The following is a 20967-nucleotide window of genomic DNA, read 5'->3' on the forward strand; positions in this document are numbered from 1 at the left end:
GCTTAATTTGCGCTTGAATCCATGATTTGGGTCAACTCGACCGCTGGTTCGAGAATGGCGAATTTAGGCAGGACTCCCTTTACCATTGCGACTTCGTCGCAGCAGTGCAGCCGGGGACAATTGCAGCAATCTTTGTAGATTTTATCCGGGAGTTGTTGCCGCTCGGCCACGGCAAAACCCATCCTCTCAAAAAACTCCGGAATGCGTGTGAACAGGCATACGCAGCTCACCCGGTGCTTTTCAGCGTGTTTCAGCAAAGCATTTACCAGATTTTTGCCGGAGCCGTTGCCCTTGTATTCCGGGTGGACCGCAATGGAGCGGACTTCCGCCAAGTGCAATCCGTAAAGGTGCAGCGCGCCGCAGCCGATAATTCGTCCCCTATCTTCGACCACCACGAAATCACGAATATTCTCGCAGATTTCAGCCAGGCGACGAGGCAGTAGGGTGCCATCGCCAGAATAGCTCGCGATGAGTTCGTGTATTTGCTCGGCGTCACGGAGGACGGCGTCACGCGTGCGCATGGGCCTCCTCAAGAACCGATGTTAACTTTTGCTTTGCCTCCGCGATTGCATGCGCCACCTGTGCCGGGGCGGTGCCGCCCTCGACATCATGAATGGAAAGCACGGATTCCAGAGAGAGGCGGGAATAGACGTCTTTCTCGAACTCGGGACTGAACTGGCGAAGTTCTTCGAGCGCGAGATCCTGAAGCTCACAGCCCTTTGCCAGACAATGCTGGACGGCGTTGCCGACGCGCTCGTGAGCCAGGCGGAATGGCACTCCATGCCCAACCAGGTATGTGGCCGCGGCCCACGCATTCAGAAAACCGGATTGGGCGGCGTGCTGCATGCGCGGATAATTGAACTCCGCCGCTTTCATCCATCCCGTAACCAGCGGAAGAAGCGAGAGCAGACCTTCAGTGGCGTCGAACAATGGTTCCTGCGTCTCCTGAAGGTCCTTGTTGTAGGCCAGGGGCAAGCCTTTGAGCACGGTTACCAGGGTGGTGAAATCACCAATGGTTCGAGCGACTTTTGCCCTGGTCAGCTCCAGCAGGTCTGGATTCTTCTTTTGCGGCATGGCGCTGCTGCCGGTTGAGTATTTTTCCGGCGGGGCCACGAACCCGAATTCCTGAGTAGAGAAAAGAACCATCTCTTCAGCCCAGCGGCTGAGGTGCAGGCCCAAGAGGACCAGAGCATTCACAAATTCCAGCACAAAGTCGCGATCGGTGGTGGCGTCAATGCTGTTCGCCGTAGGCGCCTCGAATTCAAGCTTGGCAGCCATGGCGCGCCGGTCCAGCGGTAATGTCGCGCCCGCAACTGCCCCAGAGCCGAGCGGACAAAGGTTCAGCCGCTTCCGGCAATCGGCCAATCGGCCGAGGTCACGAAGTAACATTTCGACGTATGCCAGTAGCCAATGCGCTACAAGTACCGGCTCAGCGCGCTGCTGATGGGTATAAGTGGGCATGGCGGCGCTCCCAGCCTGCTCGGCACGAGATACCAGTGCGTTGCCTAGCTCGGTAATCTCGCTTCGCAGCTGATCAATGCTGTCGCGGATGTAGAGCCGCAGGTCCGTGGCGATCTGCTCGTTGCGACTGCGGCCACTATGCAGCTTGTAACCGGTGTCACGAATCAGCATGACCAAATGCTTTTCGACGAAGTGATGAACGTCTTCGGCATCGGCATCTTTTAGAAATGTTGGTGAGACATAGGCTTGCTCCCCGATCTGATCAAGGCCCGCAAGAATTGCATCCAGCTCGGCAGGCGACAGCACTCCGGCATTCTTCAGCGCATGTGCATGCACACGGCTGGCGGCGAGTTCGTGGGTCAAAAGTCGCTGATCGAAGGGAAATGATCTTTGCCAGCTTTCAAACTCAGGATCGAGCGGCTGCCGAAAACGCCCCAACCACATTTTCATTTGGTCACCTCAGTGCGCACCTGCGCGCGTGACCGTGATGGCAATCCGAGAATGCGAATGAAACCTGCTGCGTCTTTTTGATCGTAATTGTCGCCCATGGTGAACGTTGCCAGATCAGTACGGTATAACGAATGTACGGAATGCCGGCTGAGGACGGCAATGTTTCCCTTGTAAAGACCCAGCATTATGCTGCCGGTGATGTCTTTCTGCGTGGTCTCCACAAATGCATCGAGAGATTCGCGCAGCGGCGTGAACCATAGCCCGAAATAGACCAGTTCGGCATATTTGAGGGCGATGTGCTGCTTGAAATGCATGAGATCGCGATCCAGGCAGAGCGCCTCCAGTTCGCGGTGTGCAGTCAGAAGCAGGGTGCCACCCGGAGTCTCATAACAGCCACGTGACTTGATTCCCACGAACCGGTTCTCTACCAGGTCCACTCTACCGATTGCGTTGCGGCCGCCAATCTCATCCAGCAGTTCCACTAACGAAACGGGATCATCCATAGACATCCCATTCACGGATACCGGCACGCCCTTTTCGAAGCCGATCTCGACCTGCTCTTCCCGATCGGGAGCATCTTGCGGTGAGCGGGTGAGTTGCCAGGTGCTGGCAAACGGCGGATTGGCAGCATCTTCCAGTTCACCGCCTTCATGGCTGATGTGCCACAAATTCCGATCACGGCTGTGGATCTTCTCCCGGCTCGCTGCCACCGGGATGCCGTGCTGCTCGGCGTAATCCAGGCAATCTTCGCGAGACTTGAGGTTCCACTCCCGCCACGGCGCGATGACTTTCAGCTCGGGTGCGAGCGCCTGATACGCCAGTTCAAAACGAACCTGGTCGTTGCCTTTGCCGGTGCAGCCGTGTGCGACGGCGGTAGCGCCCTCGCGCAAGGCGACCTCAACCTGGTGTTTGGCAATTACAGGTCGCGCCAGCGAGGTGCCTAGCAGGTATTTGTGCTCGTACACCGCGCCTGCCTTTAGTGCCCGAAAGACGTAGTCAGTAAGGAACTCCTCGCGCAGGTCCTCCACCACGACGTTACTGGCGCCGGTGGCGTATGCCTTCTTTACGACGGCCTCGAGATCATCACCCTGGCCGACATCGCCGACCATGGCAATCACGTCATAGGAATAGTTCTCCTTCAGCCAAGGAATAATGATCGAGGTATCCAGACCTCCGGAATATGCGAGGACGATTTTTTCACGCATTGGCGCTCCTTACCGGAAAACGGTTCATTCCGCCACCGAGTAGCAATAGAAGAATGGCTTTTTGCACGTGCATGCGGCTCTCCGCCTGGTCGAAAACAACCGAGCGCGGCGAATCAATGACTCCGGCAGTGACTTCAGCGCCGCGGTGTGCCGGAAGACAGTGCATGAAAACGGCGTGGGGCGCGGCCAGTTTCATCAGATCTTCATTCACTTGATAGGAGGCAAAAATCGCGGCTCGCTGCTCGGCCTCTTGCTCGCGGCCCATGCTCGTCCAAGTGTCGGTGTAGACAGCGTCTGCACCGCACACTGCGACTTGCGCATAATGCCCGACCTCAATGGTGGCCCCGGTCTTGCGGCCGATTTTGCGAGCGGCTGCCAGAAGGTGTGGATCCGGCCCGTAACCTTTGGGAGTGGCAATCCGAATCGAGGAGCCCAGGCAGGCGCAGGTAAGAAGCAGTGAATTGGCGACGTTATTGCCATCGCCGACGTAGGCCAGGTGAATGCTCTGCAGGTCATCGAACTTTTCCTGCAAGGTGAAATAGTCCGCCAGCGCCTGGCAAGGGTGCTCAAGATTACTGAGCGCGTTGATTACTGGAATGGAGGCATTCGCGGCCATCCCTTCCACAGTGGCGTGATCAAAAGTGCGCAGAACAATTATGTCTACCCAGCGCTCCAGATTATGGGCCACATCGCTGAGGGGTTCGCGAGCGTCAATGCGCGCCGCCGTCTGGTCCACGAAGAAAGAAGTCCCACCCAGGCTCGCCATGCCAGCCTCGAAAGTCAATCGGGTACGCAGCGAAGGTTTCTCGAAGAACATCACCATTTGTTTGCCCGCCAGGGCGGCGCGAAAATCGTGCGGTCGAGCCTTGATCAGACTAGCGAGATCGAGCACAGCCCGTACGTCATGGGGCGTGAGGTCGCGAATCGAAATCAAGTCTTGCGACCAGAATCCCTTCGCAACCTGAGTGCTGGTGACTGGCGCAGCATCAAGCGTGCGGGTGGCCATGTTGGGTCCCTCCTACTAAAGGAAAGTTCATGCGACGATTACCTCCGTGCCGCAGTCGAGCTTGGAAAAATAAAATTGCGGTAGAACATCGGCTTGAGCGGCTGGCAGGATACGCACCCGGCGCACGCCGCGTTTAAGAGCGTGACCACAGGCCTCGAGTTTGGGAATCATGCCGCCGCCGATGATCGAGCCTGCTGCCAGCCCGGCGATCTCTTTCAGGTCGAGCCAGGGCATGACGGATCCATCTGCGTTTCTTACTCCGGGAACATCGGTTAGAAATATGAGCGCGTTGGCCTGGCAGGCGACCGCACAGGCGGCCGCCATCTGGTCGGCATTGACGTTGTAATACTCGCGATCGGATCCGAGAGCCACGCTGGCGATCACCGGTATGCCGCCATTCATCCAGATCGCCTCCAGCCAGCGACATTCAACCAACGCAATTTCGCCCACAAACCCGAGGTCGCAGCCGTCTGTCTGCTTCTTGCGTGCGCGGAAGCTGGCGCCATCGCCGCCGCAGAGGCCGATTGCGGGCCGTCCAGCGGCGCTGATCGCCGCCACCAAAGTCTTGTTGACAATTCCTGCCAGCACCATAATCGCAACGTCCCGGGTTTCGGCATCTGTAACACGCAACCCGTTTACAAATTCGCTCTCTTTTCCGAGGTGTTTCAGAGCGCGCGTTAAAGCAGCGCCGCCCCCATGGACCACGGCGATGCTGTGGCCGTCCTGAGCCAGTTGAACCACCGCTTGCGCGCATTTGTGCAGCACTGATTTATCTTCCAGCGCGGCCCCGCCGAGTTTGACCACTACTTTCAATTCAGGCCTTCCGTTTCATTCCAGCCATACATGACGTTCATGTTCTGGATCGCCTGGCCAGCCGCGCCTTTCAGCAGATTGTCCACGCAGGAAATCACCACCAGGCGCTGTCCGTCCTCGGCAAGGCAGAAGCCGAGATCGCAGTAGTTGGTGCGTAACGAGAACTGGATCTGAGGCAGAGTTGGCGGGGCAAAAACCCGAATCCACGGTCGGCCACTGTAGAAACTGCGAAAACACTCTTCTATGGCTGCCGTATCTGTGGGCTGGCGCAAATGCACATAGATGGTGGACATGATGCCGCGAGGAATCGGCAGCAGGTGCGGTGTAAAGGTCAGCTCGCAGTTCTTTAGAGCCAGCTGCTCAAGAATTTCTCCGGTGTGTCGGTGTCCGAAAACCGAATATGCCGACACGTTCTCCGCCACGGAGACAAAGTGGGTGCGCGAGCTCGGCTCCTTCCCTGCCCCGGATACGCCGGATTTAGAATCAGAAACAATTCCGCGCTCGCGATCCACGAGGCTGGCCCGCAGCAACGGCGCCAACGCAAGAATCACGGATGTCGAATAGCAACCGGGATTTGCGACCAGGCTTGCTCTGGCAATTTCATCGTGGTTCAGCTCTGGTAAGCCATACACGGCCTTTTCAATAAGCGTGGCGGCAGTCGCCGGGTCGGCGTCGTTAAAGCCGTACACCGCTCGGTACTGCGCCTGCTTGAGTCGCCACGCGCCGCTCAGGTCTATTACCCGAAGAGCTTCCTCGGCCGCCTCCGGCACCAGGCTGCGGGAAACTTCGTGGGGAGTGGCAAGGAACAAGAGTTCCACACCACTTTCTTTCAGCCTTGACCATGAAAATGCTTCGAGAGGATAACCGCCGTTCCCAGACAAGGCGGGAAATACGTCCGCGAGATTCTCCGGTCCGACTTCCCCATTCTGGCGCCGCAAGAATGTTGGCTTCGCGAGGCGTGGGTGGTGAGAGAGGAGACGCACTAGTTCCAGGCCGGCATAACCAGTGACGCCCAACACTGCGACCTTCAATTGCGAGGGCATTACGCGAGCATCTCCCTGATCCTGAGCGCCAGCTTGTTGGCCGCCTTTTTGTCTGGAGTCACAATCAAAATCGCATCGTCTCCTGCAATCGTTCCAACCACCTCCGGCCAGCTCTCTGCGTCCAGCGCCGCCGCGACAGGCTGCGCGCTGCCCACGGTGGTCTTGATTACGAGCAGGTTTTGCGCCGCCCGCACCTCGAGCACGAACTCCCACACCAGCCGTGAGACTGAAGGCAGAGCGGCTTCGAGAGCGAGCCCACCTTCCGGCAGCGCATAACCACTCCCGGTCTTGACCAAGCCGAGTTCGTGCACGTCGCGAGAGAGAGTGGCCTGCCCAACCTTGAATCCTTTTTTGCTCAACGCATGCTGCAGCTCATCCTGATTACCGATAGAGTCTTTGCTGACTAACTCCAGGATTGCTTTTTGCCGTGCCGTTTTCCCGTATGAAAAAATATTCATGACAACGAATAATTATTCGTGCTATTGTCCTAGGCAATCGTTGCTGCTGTCAAGCCTGAAGTTCGGCACCGGACCCATCGGACCTGACCAGAAAACCGCCCAACTGGGCCCCCCAGGCAGAAACGGCAGGGAGGAGCGTAAGAATTTGACCAACAAAATTGAGTTCTACGGTCACGTCAAGCAGTATCACGGCCTCAAACAGGAGATTGATGAAGCCATTCACTCCGTCCTGGAGAGCGGCGCCTATGTGCTCGGCCCGCAACTCACGAAGTTCGAAGAAGAGCTTGCGCAATACATGAACACGCAGCAGGCGGTCGGCCTGAATTCGGGCACAGACGCACTCTTGCTGAGCTTCCTCGCTTTGGGAATCGGCCCGGGGGATGAGGTCATCACCACCGCGAACACATTCTTTGCGACGGCTGAGGCCATCTGGCTGGCAGGCGCAACCCCTGTGTTCGTGGATTCCGAGCCGAAGACACGCAACATTGACGTGACCAAGATCGAAGCCGCCATCACCCCGAAGACGCGCGCCATTGTGCCGGTGCACTTGTATGGATTGACCGCCGACATGCCGGCAGTAGCAAGAATTGCCAAGGCGCACGGACTATTCGTGGTGGAGGACTGCGCCCAGGCTATCGGCGCGCGCGGCGACACCTTTGCTATTGGCGAGCTGAGTGACGCCGTGTGCTTGAGCTTCATCATTCAGAAGAACCTCGGTTGTTTCGGCGATGGTGGGGCCGTGGTCACGAACCAGAAAGAGCTGGCCACCTCTATCCGCAGGCTGCGCAATCACGGTTCACTGAAGCGCTCTTATCACAGCATTGGTTACAACAGCCGGCTGGATGAGCTGCAGGCAGCGATTTTGAGGGTAAAGCTGAAGCGAGTAGACGAATGGAGCGAGACCCGGCGCGCGTTGGCGCGGGTTTATGACAAAGTATTAAAAGACGCGCCCATGGCACTCCCCTACACCCCTGCGGGGTACGAGCATGTCTATCACCTGTATGTGATCGAATGCACTGACCGCGATGATCTGCAGGCGTATCTCGCCTCCCAAGGCATTACCGCACTCACGCACTACCCGATTGCGATTCACCAGCAGGAAGGATTTCCGTGGGGGCGGGCTGCGAAACTAAGTCCGCTGCCGGTTTCTGAAAGGTCGGCGGCGACCGTCCTTTCGCTCCCGATGTATCCCGAACTTACTCACGCCGAGGTCGAGCGGGTGGCCGAAGAAGTCCTGGCTTGGAGCACTAGCGCTCAGCGCCTGGCGGCGGGTGCAGACTGAGAAACTAAGAGTTAAGCGTAAGAAATATGCGGCGGACACTGGTATCCGCCGCACGCCCTGCAGCACTCTCGCGGGCGAGAGCGCCCGCGCTACCCGACCTTCTGCGGGTGCCCCACGGTGTGTGGCCTTCCCGGCGATCACACTATAAAATGAAAGCCCTTGTAAGGGATTCGTGTACTCATGGGGAGGACTTATATATGAAGCTCACACCGGGAAAGCTGAAAGGCCTGAAGGCCGTTTCGAACGAGCGCGGCGTTATCGCTGCCGCCGCAATGGACCAGCGCGGCTCGCTAAAAAAAGCTCTGGGTGCCAACGCCACAGACGCGCAACTTACCGAATTCAAAGCGCTGGTCACAGAGGTGCTGACGCCGCATGCCAGTGCCATCCTGCTCGATCCCGAGTGGGGCCTTCCCGCCGCCAAGCGCCGCGCCAAGAACGCCGGCCTGCTGCTCGCCTATGAGAAGACAGGCTATGACAAGACCGGGCCCGGCCGTCTGCCTGATCTGCTAGATCATTGGTCAGGCCGCCGCCTGAAAGAAGCCGGCGCGGACGCCGTCAAGATCCTTCTCTACTACACGCCCTTCGATCCCAAGGACATTAATGAAAGAAAGCATGCCTGGGTGGAGCGCATCGGCGACGAATGCCGCGGCAACGACATTCCCTATTTCCTGGAATTTGTCGGCTATGAAGAAGGCGCCGACGAAAAGGGCTTGGACTACGCGAAAAAGAAGCCCGAGATTGTGACCCGGAGCATCGAGGAATTCAGCAAAGAACGCTACGGGGTTGACGTGCTGAAGGTCGAGGTGCCGGTGAACATGAAATTCGTCGAGGGCACGAAGGCATTCGCCGGGCAGAAGGCATACTCCAAGAAAGAAGCCATGGACCACTTCCGCCGCGCCGCAGCCGCTGCCAAGAAGCCATTTATTTATCTTTCAGCGGGAGTGAGCAACGCTGAATTCACCGAGTCGCTGGAGCTGGCGGCCGAGGCCCAGGTGAAATTCAATGGTGTGCTGTGTGGCCGCGCAACTTGGAAAGACGGCATCCCGATTTATGCGCAGCAAGGCCCAGAAGCTTTCCGCAAGTGGTTGTTGGACCAGGGCGTGAAGAACATCGAGAACGTCAACCAACGGCTGAAGGCGGCAACTTCCTGGTACGCAATCTACGAGGTGAAAGAGCCGGCGATGGTCGGCGCATAAACTAAGCGGTCCCGAAGAAGGGCCTGCCAGCCGCGCTTGGAGGAAGATCCTGTGCTCCGGAAGGTGCTCAACACTGAAGACGATTGGGTGCTGACGTTGATGCGGGTGGTAGTCGGAATTGTGATCTTCCCTCATGGCGCGCAACTGCTATTGGGTTGGTTTGGTGGCTACGGTTATCACGCCAGCATTGCTGGCTTTGCACGTGAGGGGATTCCGCCGGTGTTCGGTTTTCTCGCCATCGTTTCCGAATTTCTTGGCAGCATTGGCCTGATCATCGGTTTTATGGCCAGGGTAGCTGCCTTGGGCATTGCGGTGGACATGGTTGTCGCAATCTTCAAGGTCCATCTCCCTTATGGGTTTTTCATGAACTGGTTGGGCACGCAAAAAGGCGAGGGATACGAATTTCATCTGTTGGCATTAGCGCTGCTGATTGCCATCTTCGTCAGAGGAGCTGGTGCATTTTCCTTAGATCATGCTGTTAGCCGTTCCCTGACTCGCAGCGCCTCCACCCCAGTGCCCTCGAGGGCGTGAGCCGAAGCTTTACCGTTCTTCCTTCCGGACAACTCCTTCCCTTCAGGCTAAACTATGAGACGTTGAGGGTCCTCTCCCAATTCGTGACCGCAGCCACTGACGCGCGCCAGTTTCCTGTCCCAGTAGCGCCGGAGGTTGCGTTTCTCGGGCGTTCTAATGTGGGGAAATCCAGTGTTATCAATTCCCTGCTCGGATCCAAGGTGGCGCGCACCAGTTCCACCCCAGGTCGCACTCGCAGCATTAACTTTTACTCGGTGCGATGGCCGGGCAGACCCCGGCCGGAAGTGATGTTCACCGATCTTCCGGGATATGGATATGCAAAGCTCTCGCGCGAGATTTCGGCGGAATGGCCGAGCTTCATAGAGCCTTATTTGAAGGAACGTTCCAACCTGGCACTTTGTGTGGTGCTGGTGGATTCGAATATTCCACCGCAAAAATCCGACGAGCAACTGTGCGAGGCCTTACATAGTTACGGGCGTCCGTTTGTGGCGGTGGCGACCAAGTCTGATCGTGTTTCCGGCAACCAGCTTCGGCAATCGCTGCAAACTCTGGCACAAGCGCTGGGAACAGAACGAATTCTTACCTATTCCGCGCGCAGCGGGCACGGACGCGAAGAACTATGGCAGCAAATTCGCGCCGCGACGGACGCTCTGGCCGGAGTGGCCAAGGCCGAACTGCCCTGAAGTTAGTGCATCGTAGTCCTTCGTAATCTGCTGACCCTGCCTGGCGGACAGCACACTTTTCTCAGCATGGCGACGGCGGTCGAACTTGGCCGCGGCGGTCGTTCTATGTCTGAGAAATGCCGGAAAGCGGTACATCAGCGGCGAAGGTGGAAGGCTTGCCCGTGAGAGTTTGGGGCATGGGTTCTGATGGAAAGCCATTCAGCGTCACCGCGCTGGCCAGTGAGTTGAGTTCCCATGGGGCGCGGCTGGACGGGATCAATTCAATCAAGAGCGTGGGCGAAATTGTCGGCGTTCAATATCAGGAACAAAAGGCGCGTTTTCGTGTGGTATGGATAGGTCCTCAGGGCACACCCACCGATCAGATCGGCATCCGCGCCTTGGAGCCAGAAAAGTGCATCTGGCAACAGGCTCTGCCGTCCGCACTGCAACAAGAGCGCCTTATAGGATTCACAGTTGCGGGCGCACAGCAGCGCGAGCGTAGGCAGCACGTGCGATACCGCATTCCGGGCGACGTCGGCTTCCTCGCGCCAGGATGTGAACGGAGTACCTGGGGTAAATTGGCGGACCTGAGCCTCGGCGGTTGTTACATCGAAGTGGCCATGCCTGCACCCAAGAACAGCAAGGTTGAACTCAGGCTTCAGGCGCGGGGACTGGAATTCGCCGTTTCCGGCGAGGTGCGAACCTCAGTGACGGGTCTGGGAATGGGCGTGGAATTTACCGCATTCAAAGGCGATGCTCGCCAGCGTCTTGAGGAAATACTCAGTCAAGCCCGGCCTAAGATTTTAGGCAAGACGTCCCCGACCCCAGAGCCGGCGACACAAACCAGCAGTCCTTCGAATTCCGGGCTGGCACTGGAAGTTCCGGCGCCGCAAGCCACAGAAGCGCCACCTCCAGCAACCAATCGTGCCCGGGCGCCGAAGTCACAATGCGATCCCGTAAAATTTCTGGCAGCCGTGCGAGAATTTTTCAGCGAAAACGATTTGCTTACCAGAGAAGAGTTTAGGCGGTTTTTGGAGCAATCCAAGGGTGCCGATCCTGAATAGCGCACGAGGCGCTCACTGCCTCAGTCACTTTCTTGCTGCCTGCTCCAGGCTTGACACTGCTTTCCTGAAGTAGTCGAGCGACAGCTTGAGGCCGTGATCCAGGTCAATTTTCGGCTCCCAGCCCAGCACAGAGCGTGCCTTGGTGATGTCGGGCCGACGCTGCTTGGGATCGTCTTGTGGTAGCGGCAGAAATTTCAGCTTGCTCTTGGAATCAGTTACATCGAGCACGCGGCGCGCGCATTCCAGAATGGTGAATTCCGCTGGGTTACCGATGTTGACTGGGCCAGCCTCGTCAGACCAGGCGAGCCGCAAGAGGCCGTCAATCTCATCAGAGACGTAGCAAAAGCTGCGAGTCTGACTGCCATCGCCGTAAATGGTAAGTTCCTCGCCGCGCAATGCTTGCTTCATGAAGTTAGGAATTACCCGGCCGTCATTGATCTGCATGCGCGGGCCGTAGGTATTAAAAATGCGAGCGATGCGGGTGTTCACCTGGTGATAACGACGATAGGCGACCGTCGCCGCCTCGGAGAAACGCTTGGCTTCGTCGTACACCGACCGGGGGCCGATGGGATTCACGTGTCCCCAATAAGTTTCCTTTTGGGGATGCTCTTCGGGATCGCCGTAACACTCCGAGGTAGAAGAAAGGAAAAAACCGGCCCCGTATTTGTGAGCAACCTCCAAGGCGTTGAATGTTCCCAACGAGCCCACCTTCAACGTGGCGATGCCGTGGATGCCGTAGTCAACCGGGCTGGCCGGCGAGGCCAGATGAAAAACATAATTCACCTTACCGAAGTCGAACGGTTCGCAGATGTCGTGCTGTTGCAGTTCAAAACGCGACTCGGCCCGCAGGTGCTCAAGATTACTGGTGTTTCCGGTGAGCAGATTATCTACTGCGATTACCGAATGGCCGTCAGCCAGAAGGGCATCGCACAAATGTGAGCCCAGAAAGCCGGCGCCTCCAGTTACCAGTACGCGCAGCTTGCTCATAGGTGGGAGTTATTCAGTTCCTTGGCCGCTTCCCGCGCGGGCAGGCTGACTTTTCGGCGCAGCAAGGGGCCGTCCGACGCTGTAATAGAAAAATCCTCGTGCCGCCATGTCCTCGGGACGGTACATGTTCCTGCCATCAACCACGATAGGATAACGCATCACGGTTTGAACACGATCGAGATCCAGAGAAGCAAACTCCTCCCAGTCAGTGAGCACTAGAAGAGCATCGGCACCCTCAGCGGCTTCATACGCGTTGGCCGCGAAGTTCACCCGATCGCCCAGAACCTCTCGCGCACGCTCGATAGCGGCAGGATCGTAGGCTGACACCTGGCTTCCCTCTTTCAACAGCAGTTCGATCAACTCCATCGCCGGAGATTCGCGAATGTCGTCAGTGCCCCCCTTGAAGGCGAGGCCGAGCACCGCCAGCCGTTTTCCCTTGAGGGTCCACAATGCATTGCGAACCTTGCGCACAAAGCGCTGCCGCTGGTCTTCGTTAATACGGATTACCTCATCAAGCAGGCGAAAGTCGTAACCACTGTCACGCGCAACAGCGCGGAATGCCATCAGGTCTTTGGGGAAGCACGAGCCACCATAACCGACTCCCGGACGCAAGAAGCGTCGCCCGATGCGGGAATCCGATCCAACCCCCTGGCACACCTGCTCCACGTCAGCGCCAACACTCTCGCAGACCGAAGCAACTGCGTTGATAAACGAAATCTTCATCGCCAAAAAGGCATTAGAAGCATGCTTGATGAGCTCGGCACTCTTCGCGCTGGTCACAATCACCGGCGGGGGAAAGTTGGCCCCATCTGGCTCCGGGATGACATTTTTCCCGCGATAGTAGCTGCCATTGGAGAGTGGCTCATAAACCTGACGTAAAACAGCCGCACAGCGCTCGTTGTCCACACCGAGAACGATGCGGTCGGGGTAGAGGAAGTCTGTAACTGCCGTGCCTTCGCGCAGAAATTCTGGATTGGACGCCACGTCAAAGGAGTTTGCCGACGCGCCATTCAATAGCATTACCTTTTGAATCCAGGTACTGGTGTAGACAGGTACGGTGCTCTTCTCCACGACCACCTTATAGCCGCCGTTCAGGGCGCCTGCGATCTCGCGCGCGACAGACTCCACGTAGGAGAGATCGGCCTCCCCGTGCTCGGTGGGAGGAGTGCCGACTGCAATAAAGATTACAGAACTGTCTCTCGCGGCCCTCGCCAGATCATCCGAAAACAGCAATCGCGATCCGCGATGGCGTTGCAGCAGTTCCGGAAGGAAACGTTCATGGATGGGAACAGTGCCGTTCTCCAAGGCTTTTAATTTGGTTTGATCATTGTCCACCAGAACCACTTGGTGGCCCAATTCAGCAAAACAGGCGCCGGCAACCAATCCGACGTATCCCGATCCTACAATGGCAATTTGCATTGAATGATACCCACTATTAGGAACTAGCTTTTTTCTTAGGAAGTTGCCCGGCTATATTGCACACAAGTGAATACGCCGTGCTGCTCATTTCAAGTTCAACCTAGCTGTAATCAGCAGAATAGTAGCAGTTTCGCTCGAGCCGTGCGTTCATTTTTCGCTTATCATTCTGCCATGGCCACATACTTGGTCACGGGTGTTGCTGGATTCATCGGATCAGCACTGGCGCGTGCTCTGATCAAAAATGGGGGCAAAGTCCGAGGTCTCGATAATTTTTCCACCGGCCATCGCGAGAATCTGGACGAAATCGCTCGTGAGCTCGACTTTCGGGAATTAGATCTGCTTGACAAACAGGGCGTTAAGCAGGCCTGCGAAGGAGTGGATTATGTGCTGCACCAGGCAGCGATCGCGTCCGTGCCGCGATCCGTCGCCCAGCCGCTAGAAAGCAACCGCAGCAATGTGGATGGCACGCTCAATTTGCTGGTGGCTGCCGGTGAGGCCAAGGTCAAACGTCTAATCTATGCCGGGTCATCCTCGGCATACGGCGACACGCCCACCCTGCCTAAACGCGAAGACATGCCGCCTGATCCAATCTCTCCCTACGCGGTTTCAAAGCTGGCGGGTGAGATGTACATGCGGTGCTTTTATCGAGTGTATGGATTGGAAACCGTTTGCCTGCGCTATTTCAACGTGTTCGGCCCCAGGCAGGACCCAAACTCACCCTATTCGGGTGTCCTGGCCCGCTTCATCATGATGATGCTGCGCGGAGAACAGCCCACGATTTTCGGCGATGGTGAGCAGAGCCGCGATTTTACCTACGTGGACAATGCAGTTGATGCCAACGTGCTGGCGTGTGCCGCGCCCGCCAACGAAGTGGCGGGGAAAGTCTTTAATATTGCCAACGGACACCGCATTTCGCTCAACCAGACGGTGACTCTTCTAAAAAAAATGACGGGTTACAGCGGCCCTGTCCATCACGGCCCGGAGCGCGCCGGCGACATCAAACACTCACTTGCTGACGTGTCACTGGCCGCTAAACACCTGGGATATCACGCACGGGTTGGGTTTGAAGATGGACTGCAACGTACTGTCGCCTGGTATCGGGAGCAAATGGGGACCCCGAGCGTAGCGGTGAGCAGAAAAATCGGCAGCTAGCCCCTCTCCTCCCTCTTTTGGTCTGATGGTCTACCTACTTTCGTGATCTTCGGCCCGCACAAAACGGCAGATAACATGAGCGATTATGACGCTGGAATCGGTTGTCCTCTCCAACGACTGGCAAGCGATCAGCGTCTTGGGAAGCGTTCTCGGCAACTTAAGAATCGGCGTTCACGTTGACGCCGAACCAGCCACAGCGCATGACCGTCTGCTCCGCTCCAAATATGACGCGGTGATCGTTGACTGTGAAGTGCCTGGGGCAGAGGAATTTTTGCGTACACTGCGCATGAATCCATCCTGCCGCAGTTCTGTCCCGATGGCCATCGCGAGCAGCGGTGTGGGACTTGCCCAGCTCTCCGAACTAGGAGCGCGGTTCGTGCTGGAAAAACCAATTGCTCTCGAACAGGCAGTCCGCACTCTTTCCGCGGCCCGCAATATGATGCTGCGTGGCAGGCTTCGCTATTTTCGGCAGGAGGTAAAGATTCCCGTGGCACTCACCTTCGCCGAGAGAGAACGTATGGATGGGGTAATCACCAATCTTAGCCAGGGCGGGGTTGGCCTACGCATGGCGGGATCACTGGATCCTGAGGAAGGCATGCGTCTGCGCTTCGACCTGCCGGAAATTGACAGTTTCGTGGAAGCCCGCGGCGAAATTGCGTGGACTGACGCCCGCGGCAACATCGGCATTCGCTTCAGCCAAATCTCTGAGCGTATGCAGCGCAACCTGGAGCAGTGGCTGGCAACAAAATACTTCGCAGGGATGAATGCCTGAGCGGTCCTGATTTTCGGATAATTCTCAGCCCGTGCGCTAGCTTGCAGAACTGATTTCTTCTTCGGCGTCGCGCAAGGACTTTATCCGTGCTGCGCGGTCGCGGGCGATCAGTTGCCGAAGATCGTAGTCGTAAGGCCCAAATCCGTGGAATGTAGCTTCGTCGAACAAGCGCTTGATGCCGCACCCCAGGCAGACCTGATACGAATAACCTTCCACCCGGATAGGCCAGCTCATCTTGCGATGCCAGCAACCACGCATTAAAACCACAGCTGCAGCAGCAACCCCGGTACCTACCACGCCGATGGGCCACAACCAGCGGGAAACGCCTTTCCGGCCATTTTGCTTCTTGCTGGGGTCGTCAGACGCAATAATGCGTAGTTTTCTAACCAGCGGTAAACCGATACTTACCATACCACCTTCCCGGGACTACTCAGCATAGGCTGAAAACGACTGCGGCACAATTGAAGAAAGGTGCAAGAGCGATTCCATCCCCATAAACCCGAGGCGGGTGTGCCTTACCACTCCGACAAAGACACGTAAGTGTCCTAGTTCTCTTGACTTAGGCAAGCCATGGCCGCCGGTAGACCAGAAGCCTCAAAGTTTAAGGACGAGCGCCTTGCAAACGATGGCGCAACACATTGCACATTCTTGGTGATGGATGGGCCAGCTGCTCAGTGCTTTAGATTCCAGAAACCGGCAAATGTGGATCCGGCCGCGTTGCATGCGGGTACCCAGCGTTCCAGTTTGTGATGGCCGGTGCGGTGCAATAAATAGCTGGTCAGCAGCGGTCCGCCTACTCCAAATCCATAACTGAATGCAACCTGCCCACCCCAACCGCGGTTGACAAAGACCGCGCCGAACGGATTCAGCTCATTAATGGGCCTGCCGTGCTGAGCGCGGCGAGTGGTGACGGCGTCAAAAGTCTCCGCTGCCAGGTTCCACGAGTGCAGTACTCCATTTCGTTTATCAAAAAAGACGTGCTGTTCGTCCAAAGGCGCTGGCTGCGAAAGCACTCCGCTAAGCGGTGGTTGCGATTCCCTAACAATTGTGGGCGTTGGGGGGGCGTTCAGTCGAGCTTCCTGTGCAGCACTATGCAAACCGAGTGCGATGAGCAGTACGCCACAGCCCACAATTCGCATCTAGCCGGCCTTTTCTGGGGGAATAGTCGACTATAGCCCGCTCCTCTGGAGGCGTCTCTAGGCTAAAACCCTGAGAAATGAGACCAAAGCTGCCGGATGCAACAGCAACACGTGAGCAGGGCATCTCATGTCTCGCAGTACCGATCCACACCAAGGGGTCGTTCCCCAGGAGTAGCGCCCGCCAATGAGAGCTGTCCTAGCGATTAGTCTTGTATTTACAGGTCTAACTTTTCTGAGTGGATGTAATGCAGTAAAAGATTCTGGCGGACAGCCTCCTCCTCCTCCGCAGGAAACATTAACGGTTAATCTGGCAGGCACGGGCACGGGCACCGTGACCAGCACACCCGCTGGCATGAATTGCACTACAGGTTCTTGCAGCGCAACTTTTCAGCAAGGAACTGCGATCACGCTCGCTGCTGCACCGGCTCAAAATTCAACCTTTGGTGGGTGGAGCGGCGCCTGCAGTGGTATTGGCGCATGCCGATTGACGCTGAGCGCCAATCAGTCGGTAACTGCGACTTTCACCAAGAGCAGCCCCGGCGGTGACATCACCTCGATTAATCACATCATCATCATGTCGCAGGAAAACCGGTCGTTTGACCACTATTTCGGACATCTGATGGACTATTGGGTGAAGAACAATTACCCACAGGCGACAAATGGAACCACCCTTGATGGAGAGCCGTCTACCAATCCGGTGCCGGGTTCCTGCACCGGCGCAGCTGATTTTTGCAACGTCGGAAACCCGCCTGCATCAGGTTTAGCCAGCGCCATCCTGCCGATCTATCACGCAAGAAGCATGTGCATTGAAAATCCCAGTCCGTCATGGGATGAGAGTCACACGGACTTTAACTGGCACGCGAACTGGTCGGGATCTATTCCTCCTGCTTACCTTGGAGACGGCTTTGCTCACACAGCTGGACAGGAAGGCCCGGTTACGCCGTCAAGTCCGCCTCCGATTGATCTGGCTGGATCACGGGTGATGGGCTATTACACCGGCGATGATCTTAACTACTACTATTTCATGGCTTCGAATTTCGGAACTTCGGACCGCTGGTTCTCGCCCATCATGTCGCGCACTCAGCCCAACCGCATGTATATGCTAGCGGGCACTTCGGCGGGGCATACGTATCCGTTGCATGGACCCTCTAAAGGTAATCCTGGTGACAAACCTCTGGCGGTGAAGACGATTTTCGAAGCACTGGATGCCAATAGTATCTCCTATAAAATATATGTACACCCGACCTCACAAAAGCCAGGTCAACCTCCGCCGTGTACCACTGCTCCCTGTTTGTTCGGACAGAGCTACATCAATATGTTCCAATACGGAGGAACTATTCTCCACACGCATCCCGAGAGAATAGTAACCACAGATCAATTCATCTTAGACGCCCAAAATGGCACCCTGCCGCAGGTGGCCTACATTGATCCCCCATCTGAATCGTCACTCGACGAACATCCTTCGGACAGCACCCAATTTCCCGTCCAGATCCAAGCTGGCGCCAAGTTCGTTGCATCTTTGATCAATAGCGTGATGTCCGGGCCATCTTGGAAAGACTCGGCGTTCATCTTTACGTTCGACGAAGCCGGCGGGTTATTCGACCACGTTTCACCACAAGTAAAGGGAACCAATGACCCAGGGAATATCGCGGTCAGCCCGGACAACATAGCCCCGATTGACTTGAGACCCGGAGATAAGTGCCTGATCCCAGACGGCACTCCTACCGGTCACCCGAACACAAGTCTCGCGGCTTGCAATTTCGAGGCTACTGGTTACCGCTTACCTCTAATTGTGATTTCACCCTTCGCCAAGAAGAACTACGTTTCCCACACACCTATGGATTACACGGCCATGCTCAAGCTTATTGAGACGCGCTTTGGACTCCCACCACTGACCGCCCGCGATGCCGCTCAGCCGGACATGACCGAGTTCTTTGATTTCGTGAACGTACCCTGGGCTACACCGCCAACTCCTCCTACGCAGGTGATGAACGGCCCTTGTTTTTTCCCGAACATCACAATTGGGCCACCCGCGCCCATCACCGTAGTTGCCGGCCAGTCTCAACAATTCACCGTGACAGCAAACGATCCCCCAATGCTTAACAGCGTGTCATGGTATGTGGATAACATCCTGAACGGAAATGCCACGGTGGGGACGATCACGGACAGCGGCTTCTATACTGCGCCTCAACTGGTAACAGTACCCGAGACACATAAGATCACAGTGCTCAGTAATTCGAGCACTCCAGTAGCTAGCAGCGAAGACATAACGGTTTCTCCCTAGTAGCGCAGAAGCAGTGCGCAACACCGGAATTTGCAGAAAGCTGTAACACGTAAGGCTCAACTCGAAAATGAACCGAACGGTGGAGCGGTAGCTGCCTTTAATTGGTGATAATTTCGGCATAGTGGAAGTTACTCGGCCAAGCGAAGCTGCTGATGCAACAGTAATCCTGGGTGGCATCATCCCATCTGCGAGTCTTTTCGAAGTGGATCAAGAGGATGAAATCGCTCGGCACTCTCCTATTACTAAGTTGTTGTCTAGCCGTTCTCAGCGGGTGCGATGCGGCGACCGGTGGGAATGGCTCGCCGTTAAGTAACGTCCAACTGACGGTGAAGGTTTCAGGCCCAGGCAAAGGCACCATTATTAGCAACCCGAGCGGAATCACCTGCACAAGCGGTACTTGCAGCGCGAGGTTTCCGGCGGGGACGGCCGTCACTTTAAGCGCCGAGCCATCGGGAAATTCTCGTTTTGTGAAATGGGACGCAGCCTGTAGCGGCAGCGAGCAAACCTGCCAGCTGACGCTTACTACTGATCAATCGGTAGCCGCGGAGTTCACAAAAGAAAAGAAGGGCGGCGGCGACATCAGTGCGATCAACCACATCATTTTCATGCTCCAGGAAAACCGGTCAATGGACCACTATTTTGGTCACCTTCCGGATTATTGGCAGGCGCACAACTACCCTCAGCTTACGAACGGAACCCACTTCGACGCAGAGCCGCTTCATGCCTCGAACCCCACTGCAGACGGTTCTTCGAGCATCACCGCGTTCCACTTGAATGCGATGTGCCTGGAAAATCCCAGCCCGTCATGGAATGAGAGTCACTCTGACTGGAACTTGCGCGATGTTTACTCAACCAATCCAGAGATGAACGGCTTCGTGCACACGGCAGCCGGACAGACCAATCAAGCTGGTCCATTAAAAGGTCAGCCGTACTTCGACAAGGCTGGGGCGCGAGTGATGGGCTATTACAACGGAGAAGACCTGAATTACTACTATTTCATGGCGTCGAATTTCGGGACTTCGGATCGCTGGTTTGCACCGGTGATGTCACGCACTCAGCCGAATCGCATGTTTCTAATGGCCGGCACGTCCGCTGGGCACGTCTATCCAATTCCTCCGGTCGGAGGAAAACCGCTGCCCAATAAAACTATTTTCGAGGCGCTTGACCAGCACAACATTAGCTGGAAGGTCTACGTTACCGATTACGTCGGGGGCAATCCCAACTCCCCTGAGAACTATCTGACAATGTTCAGCTATTACTATAGGAACCCGGCAGTGAGGTCCAAGGTAGTTCCGGTTGCAGAATACAAGCTGGACGTGGCCAACGGGACGCTGCCTCAGGTAGCAATGATCGAAGGCGGTTACAGCAGTGGATCGGACGAACACCCTTGTGGCGACGACACCGCCCCCTCGGGCAACGTACAGGGCGGAGCTACCTACGTTTCATCCCTTATTAATGCCTTAATGCAGAGTCCGTCGTGGAAAGACTCGGTTTTCATCCTGAGCTGGGACGAAGGCGGAGGATTCTACGATCACGTCCCACCCTTCAAAACGGTAAGCCCCGATAATGTGAAGCCGCTGGATTTGCGACCTACTGACATCTGTATGAGGCCGGATGGGAGCCTAAATCCAAGTCCCGTTTGTGACTTCAAGTACACCGGCTTTAGGGTGCCCCTAATCGTAGTTTCGCCGTTCAGCAAGAAGAACTACGTTTCCAACACCCCTGCTGATTACACAGCCATTTTGAAGCTGATCGAGACCCGCTTCGGCCTTGATCCTCTTACGAAGCGGGACGCGGCGCAGCCTGACATGACCGAATTTTTCGACTTTGAAAAGATGCCGTGGGAGACTCCTCCGGCGCCGCCAGCTCAAGTGAGGTTCCCCGGCAGATGTTATCTAAATCACCTGCCGTAAGTAGTAACTTGTAATCTGGTCTGAACTTCCGGGCGTTCAGGAGATCATCTCGTTTTCAGTTACTGAAGAGAGTCCGCCCCAGCTTTGCCTCTTTTCGACGTTTGTTTCAGAAGTTGACCGCCCTAACTTG

The 20967-nt window shown here is 56.3% G+C and carries 20 protein-coding genes; 9 read left to right on the forward strand and 11 right to left on the reverse strand.

The window, feature by feature from the left end; genetic code table 11:
- Positions 1-2: 2 nt before the first annotated feature.
- Genes VFA76_09670 through VFA76_09700 form a run of 7 tightly spaced genes read right to left on the reverse strand, consistent with a single transcriptional unit; the run spans position 3 to position 6436 of the window.
- Positions 3-521 carry an N-acetyltransferase gene (locus tag VFA76_09670; protein ID HZR32105.1) on the reverse strand — a complete coding sequence of 173 codons (519 nt, stop codon included), beginning with the start codon at positions 519-521 and terminating at the stop codon, positions 3-5.
- A complete protein-coding gene (argH, locus tag VFA76_09675) occupies positions 508-1911 on the reverse strand; it encodes an argininosuccinate lyase (protein ID HZR32106.1) in 1404 nt (467 codons plus the stop codon). Before argH ends, VFA76_09670 begins: the two co-directional genes overlap by 14 nt.
- The gene (locus VFA76_09680; GenBank protein HZR32107.1) at positions 1908-3116 is read right to left on the reverse strand and encodes an argininosuccinate synthase; all 1209 of its coding nucleotides are present in this window, start codon (positions 3114-3116) and stop codon (positions 1908-1910) included. The genes argH and VFA76_09680 overlap by 4 nt, the downstream gene beginning before the upstream one ends.
- Positions 3109-4122, reverse strand: coding sequence for an ornithine carbamoyltransferase (argF, locus tag VFA76_09685; GenBank protein ID HZR32108.1), 1014 nt, complete (start codon positions 4120-4122; stop codon positions 3109-3111). The genes VFA76_09680 and argF overlap by 8 nt, the downstream gene beginning before the upstream one ends.
- A 27-nt stretch (positions 4123-4149) precedes the next feature.
- Positions 4150-4935 carry an acetylglutamate kinase gene (argB, locus tag VFA76_09690; GenBank protein HZR32109.1) on the reverse strand — a complete coding sequence of 262 codons (786 nt, stop codon included), beginning with the start codon at positions 4933-4935 and terminating at the stop codon, positions 4150-4152.
- Positions 4932-5978: an N-acetyl-gamma-glutamyl-phosphate reductase gene (gene argC, locus VFA76_09695; GenBank protein HZR32110.1), complete on the reverse strand. Its 1047-nt coding sequence runs from the start codon at positions 5976-5978 to the stop codon at positions 4932-4934. The genes argB and argC overlap by 4 nt, the downstream gene beginning before the upstream one ends.
- On the reverse strand, positions 5978-6436 hold the full coding sequence (locus VFA76_09700) for an ArgR family transcriptional regulator (GenBank protein ID HZR32111.1): 459 nt from the start codon (positions 6434-6436) through the stop codon (positions 5978-5980). The genes argC and VFA76_09700 overlap by 1 nt, the downstream gene beginning before the upstream one ends.
- 145 nt (positions 6437-6581) lie before the next feature.
- Between VFA76_09700 and VFA76_09705 the strand changes: the two genes are divergently transcribed.
- The 5 genes from VFA76_09705 to VFA76_09725 all read left to right on the forward strand — a co-directional run bounded on the left by VFA76_09705 (position 6582) and on the right by VFA76_09725 (position 11171).
- Positions 6582-7718, forward strand: a complete 1137-nt coding sequence (locus tag VFA76_09705; protein ID HZR32112.1) for a DegT/DnrJ/EryC1/StrS family aminotransferase — start codon at positions 6582-6584, stop codon at positions 7716-7718.
- Positions 7719-7915: 197 nt separating this feature from the next.
- Entirely contained in the window at positions 7916-8914 is a 999-nt protein-coding gene (locus VFA76_09710; GenBank protein HZR32113.1) for a tagatose 1,6-diphosphate aldolase, read from the forward strand.
- A 51-nt stretch (positions 8915-8965) separates the two neighbouring features.
- Positions 8966-9445 (forward strand): DoxX family protein, encoded by a 480-nt coding sequence (locus VFA76_09715; protein HZR32114.1) that lies wholly within the window; start codon positions 8966-8968, stop codon positions 9443-9445.
- Positions 9446-9528: 83 nt separating this feature from the next.
- Positions 9529-10128 carry a ribosome biogenesis GTP-binding protein YihA/YsxC gene (gene yihA / locus VFA76_09720; GenBank protein HZR32115.1) on the forward strand — a complete coding sequence of 200 codons (600 nt, stop codon included), beginning with the start codon at positions 9529-9531 and terminating at the stop codon, positions 10126-10128.
- 116 nt (positions 10129-10244) lie between these two features.
- Positions 10245-11171, forward strand: a complete 927-nt coding sequence (locus VFA76_09725) for a PilZ domain-containing protein (protein ID HZR32116.1) — start codon at positions 10245-10247, stop codon at positions 11169-11171.
- 24 nt (positions 11172-11195) lie between these two features.
- On the opposite strand, the gene VFA76_09730 is transcribed toward VFA76_09725, so the two are convergent.
- A complete protein-coding gene (locus VFA76_09730) occupies positions 11196-12158 on the reverse strand; it encodes a UDP-glucuronic acid decarboxylase family protein (GenBank protein HZR32117.1) in 963 nt (320 codons plus the stop codon).
- A 9-nt stretch (positions 12159-12167) separates the two neighbouring features.
- Positions 12168-13577, reverse strand: a complete 1410-nt coding sequence (locus VFA76_09735) for a UDP-glucose/GDP-mannose dehydrogenase family protein (protein ID HZR32118.1) — start codon at positions 13575-13577, stop codon at positions 12168-12170.
- 171 nt (positions 13578-13748) lie between these two features.
- Between VFA76_09735 and VFA76_09740 the strand changes: the two genes are divergently transcribed.
- Both VFA76_09740 and VFA76_09745 read left to right on the forward strand, forming a co-directional pair.
- A complete protein-coding gene (locus VFA76_09740) occupies positions 13749-14729 on the forward strand; it encodes an SDR family oxidoreductase (protein HZR32119.1) in 981 nt (326 codons plus the stop codon).
- 85 nt (positions 14730-14814) lie between these two features.
- A complete protein-coding gene (locus tag VFA76_09745) occupies positions 14815-15501 on the forward strand; it encodes a PilZ domain-containing protein (GenBank protein HZR32120.1) in 687 nt (228 codons plus the stop codon).
- Between the two features lie 36 nt (positions 15502-15537).
- On the opposite strand, the gene VFA76_09750 is transcribed toward VFA76_09745, so the two are convergent.
- Both VFA76_09750 and VFA76_09755 read right to left on the reverse strand, forming a co-directional pair.
- The gene (locus tag VFA76_09750; GenBank protein ID HZR32121.1) at positions 15538-15912 is read right to left on the reverse strand and encodes a hypothetical protein; all 375 of its coding nucleotides are present in this window, start codon (positions 15910-15912) and stop codon (positions 15538-15540) included.
- Between the two features lie 260 nt (positions 15913-16172).
- Entirely contained in the window at positions 16173-16640 is a 468-nt protein-coding gene (locus VFA76_09755) for a hypothetical protein (GenBank protein ID HZR32122.1), read from the reverse strand.
- A 184-nt stretch (positions 16641-16824) separates the two neighbouring features.
- On the opposite strand from VFA76_09755, the gene VFA76_09760 reads away from it, so the two are divergent.
- Entirely contained in the window at positions 16825-18924 is a 2100-nt protein-coding gene (locus tag VFA76_09760) for an alkaline phosphatase family protein (protein ID HZR32123.1), read from the forward strand.
- 215 nt (positions 18925-19139) lie between these two features.
- The gene (locus VFA76_09765; GenBank protein ID HZR32124.1) at positions 19140-20837 is read left to right on the forward strand and encodes an alkaline phosphatase family protein; all 1698 of its coding nucleotides are present in this window, start codon (positions 19140-19142) and stop codon (positions 20835-20837) included.
- The last annotated feature ends 130 nt before the right edge of the window (positions 20838-20967 follow it).

The organism is Terriglobales bacterium (genome assembly GCA_035651655.1).
Classification (GTDB): Bacteria; Acidobacteriota; Terriglobia; order Terriglobales; family Acidobacteriaceae; genus DASRFG01.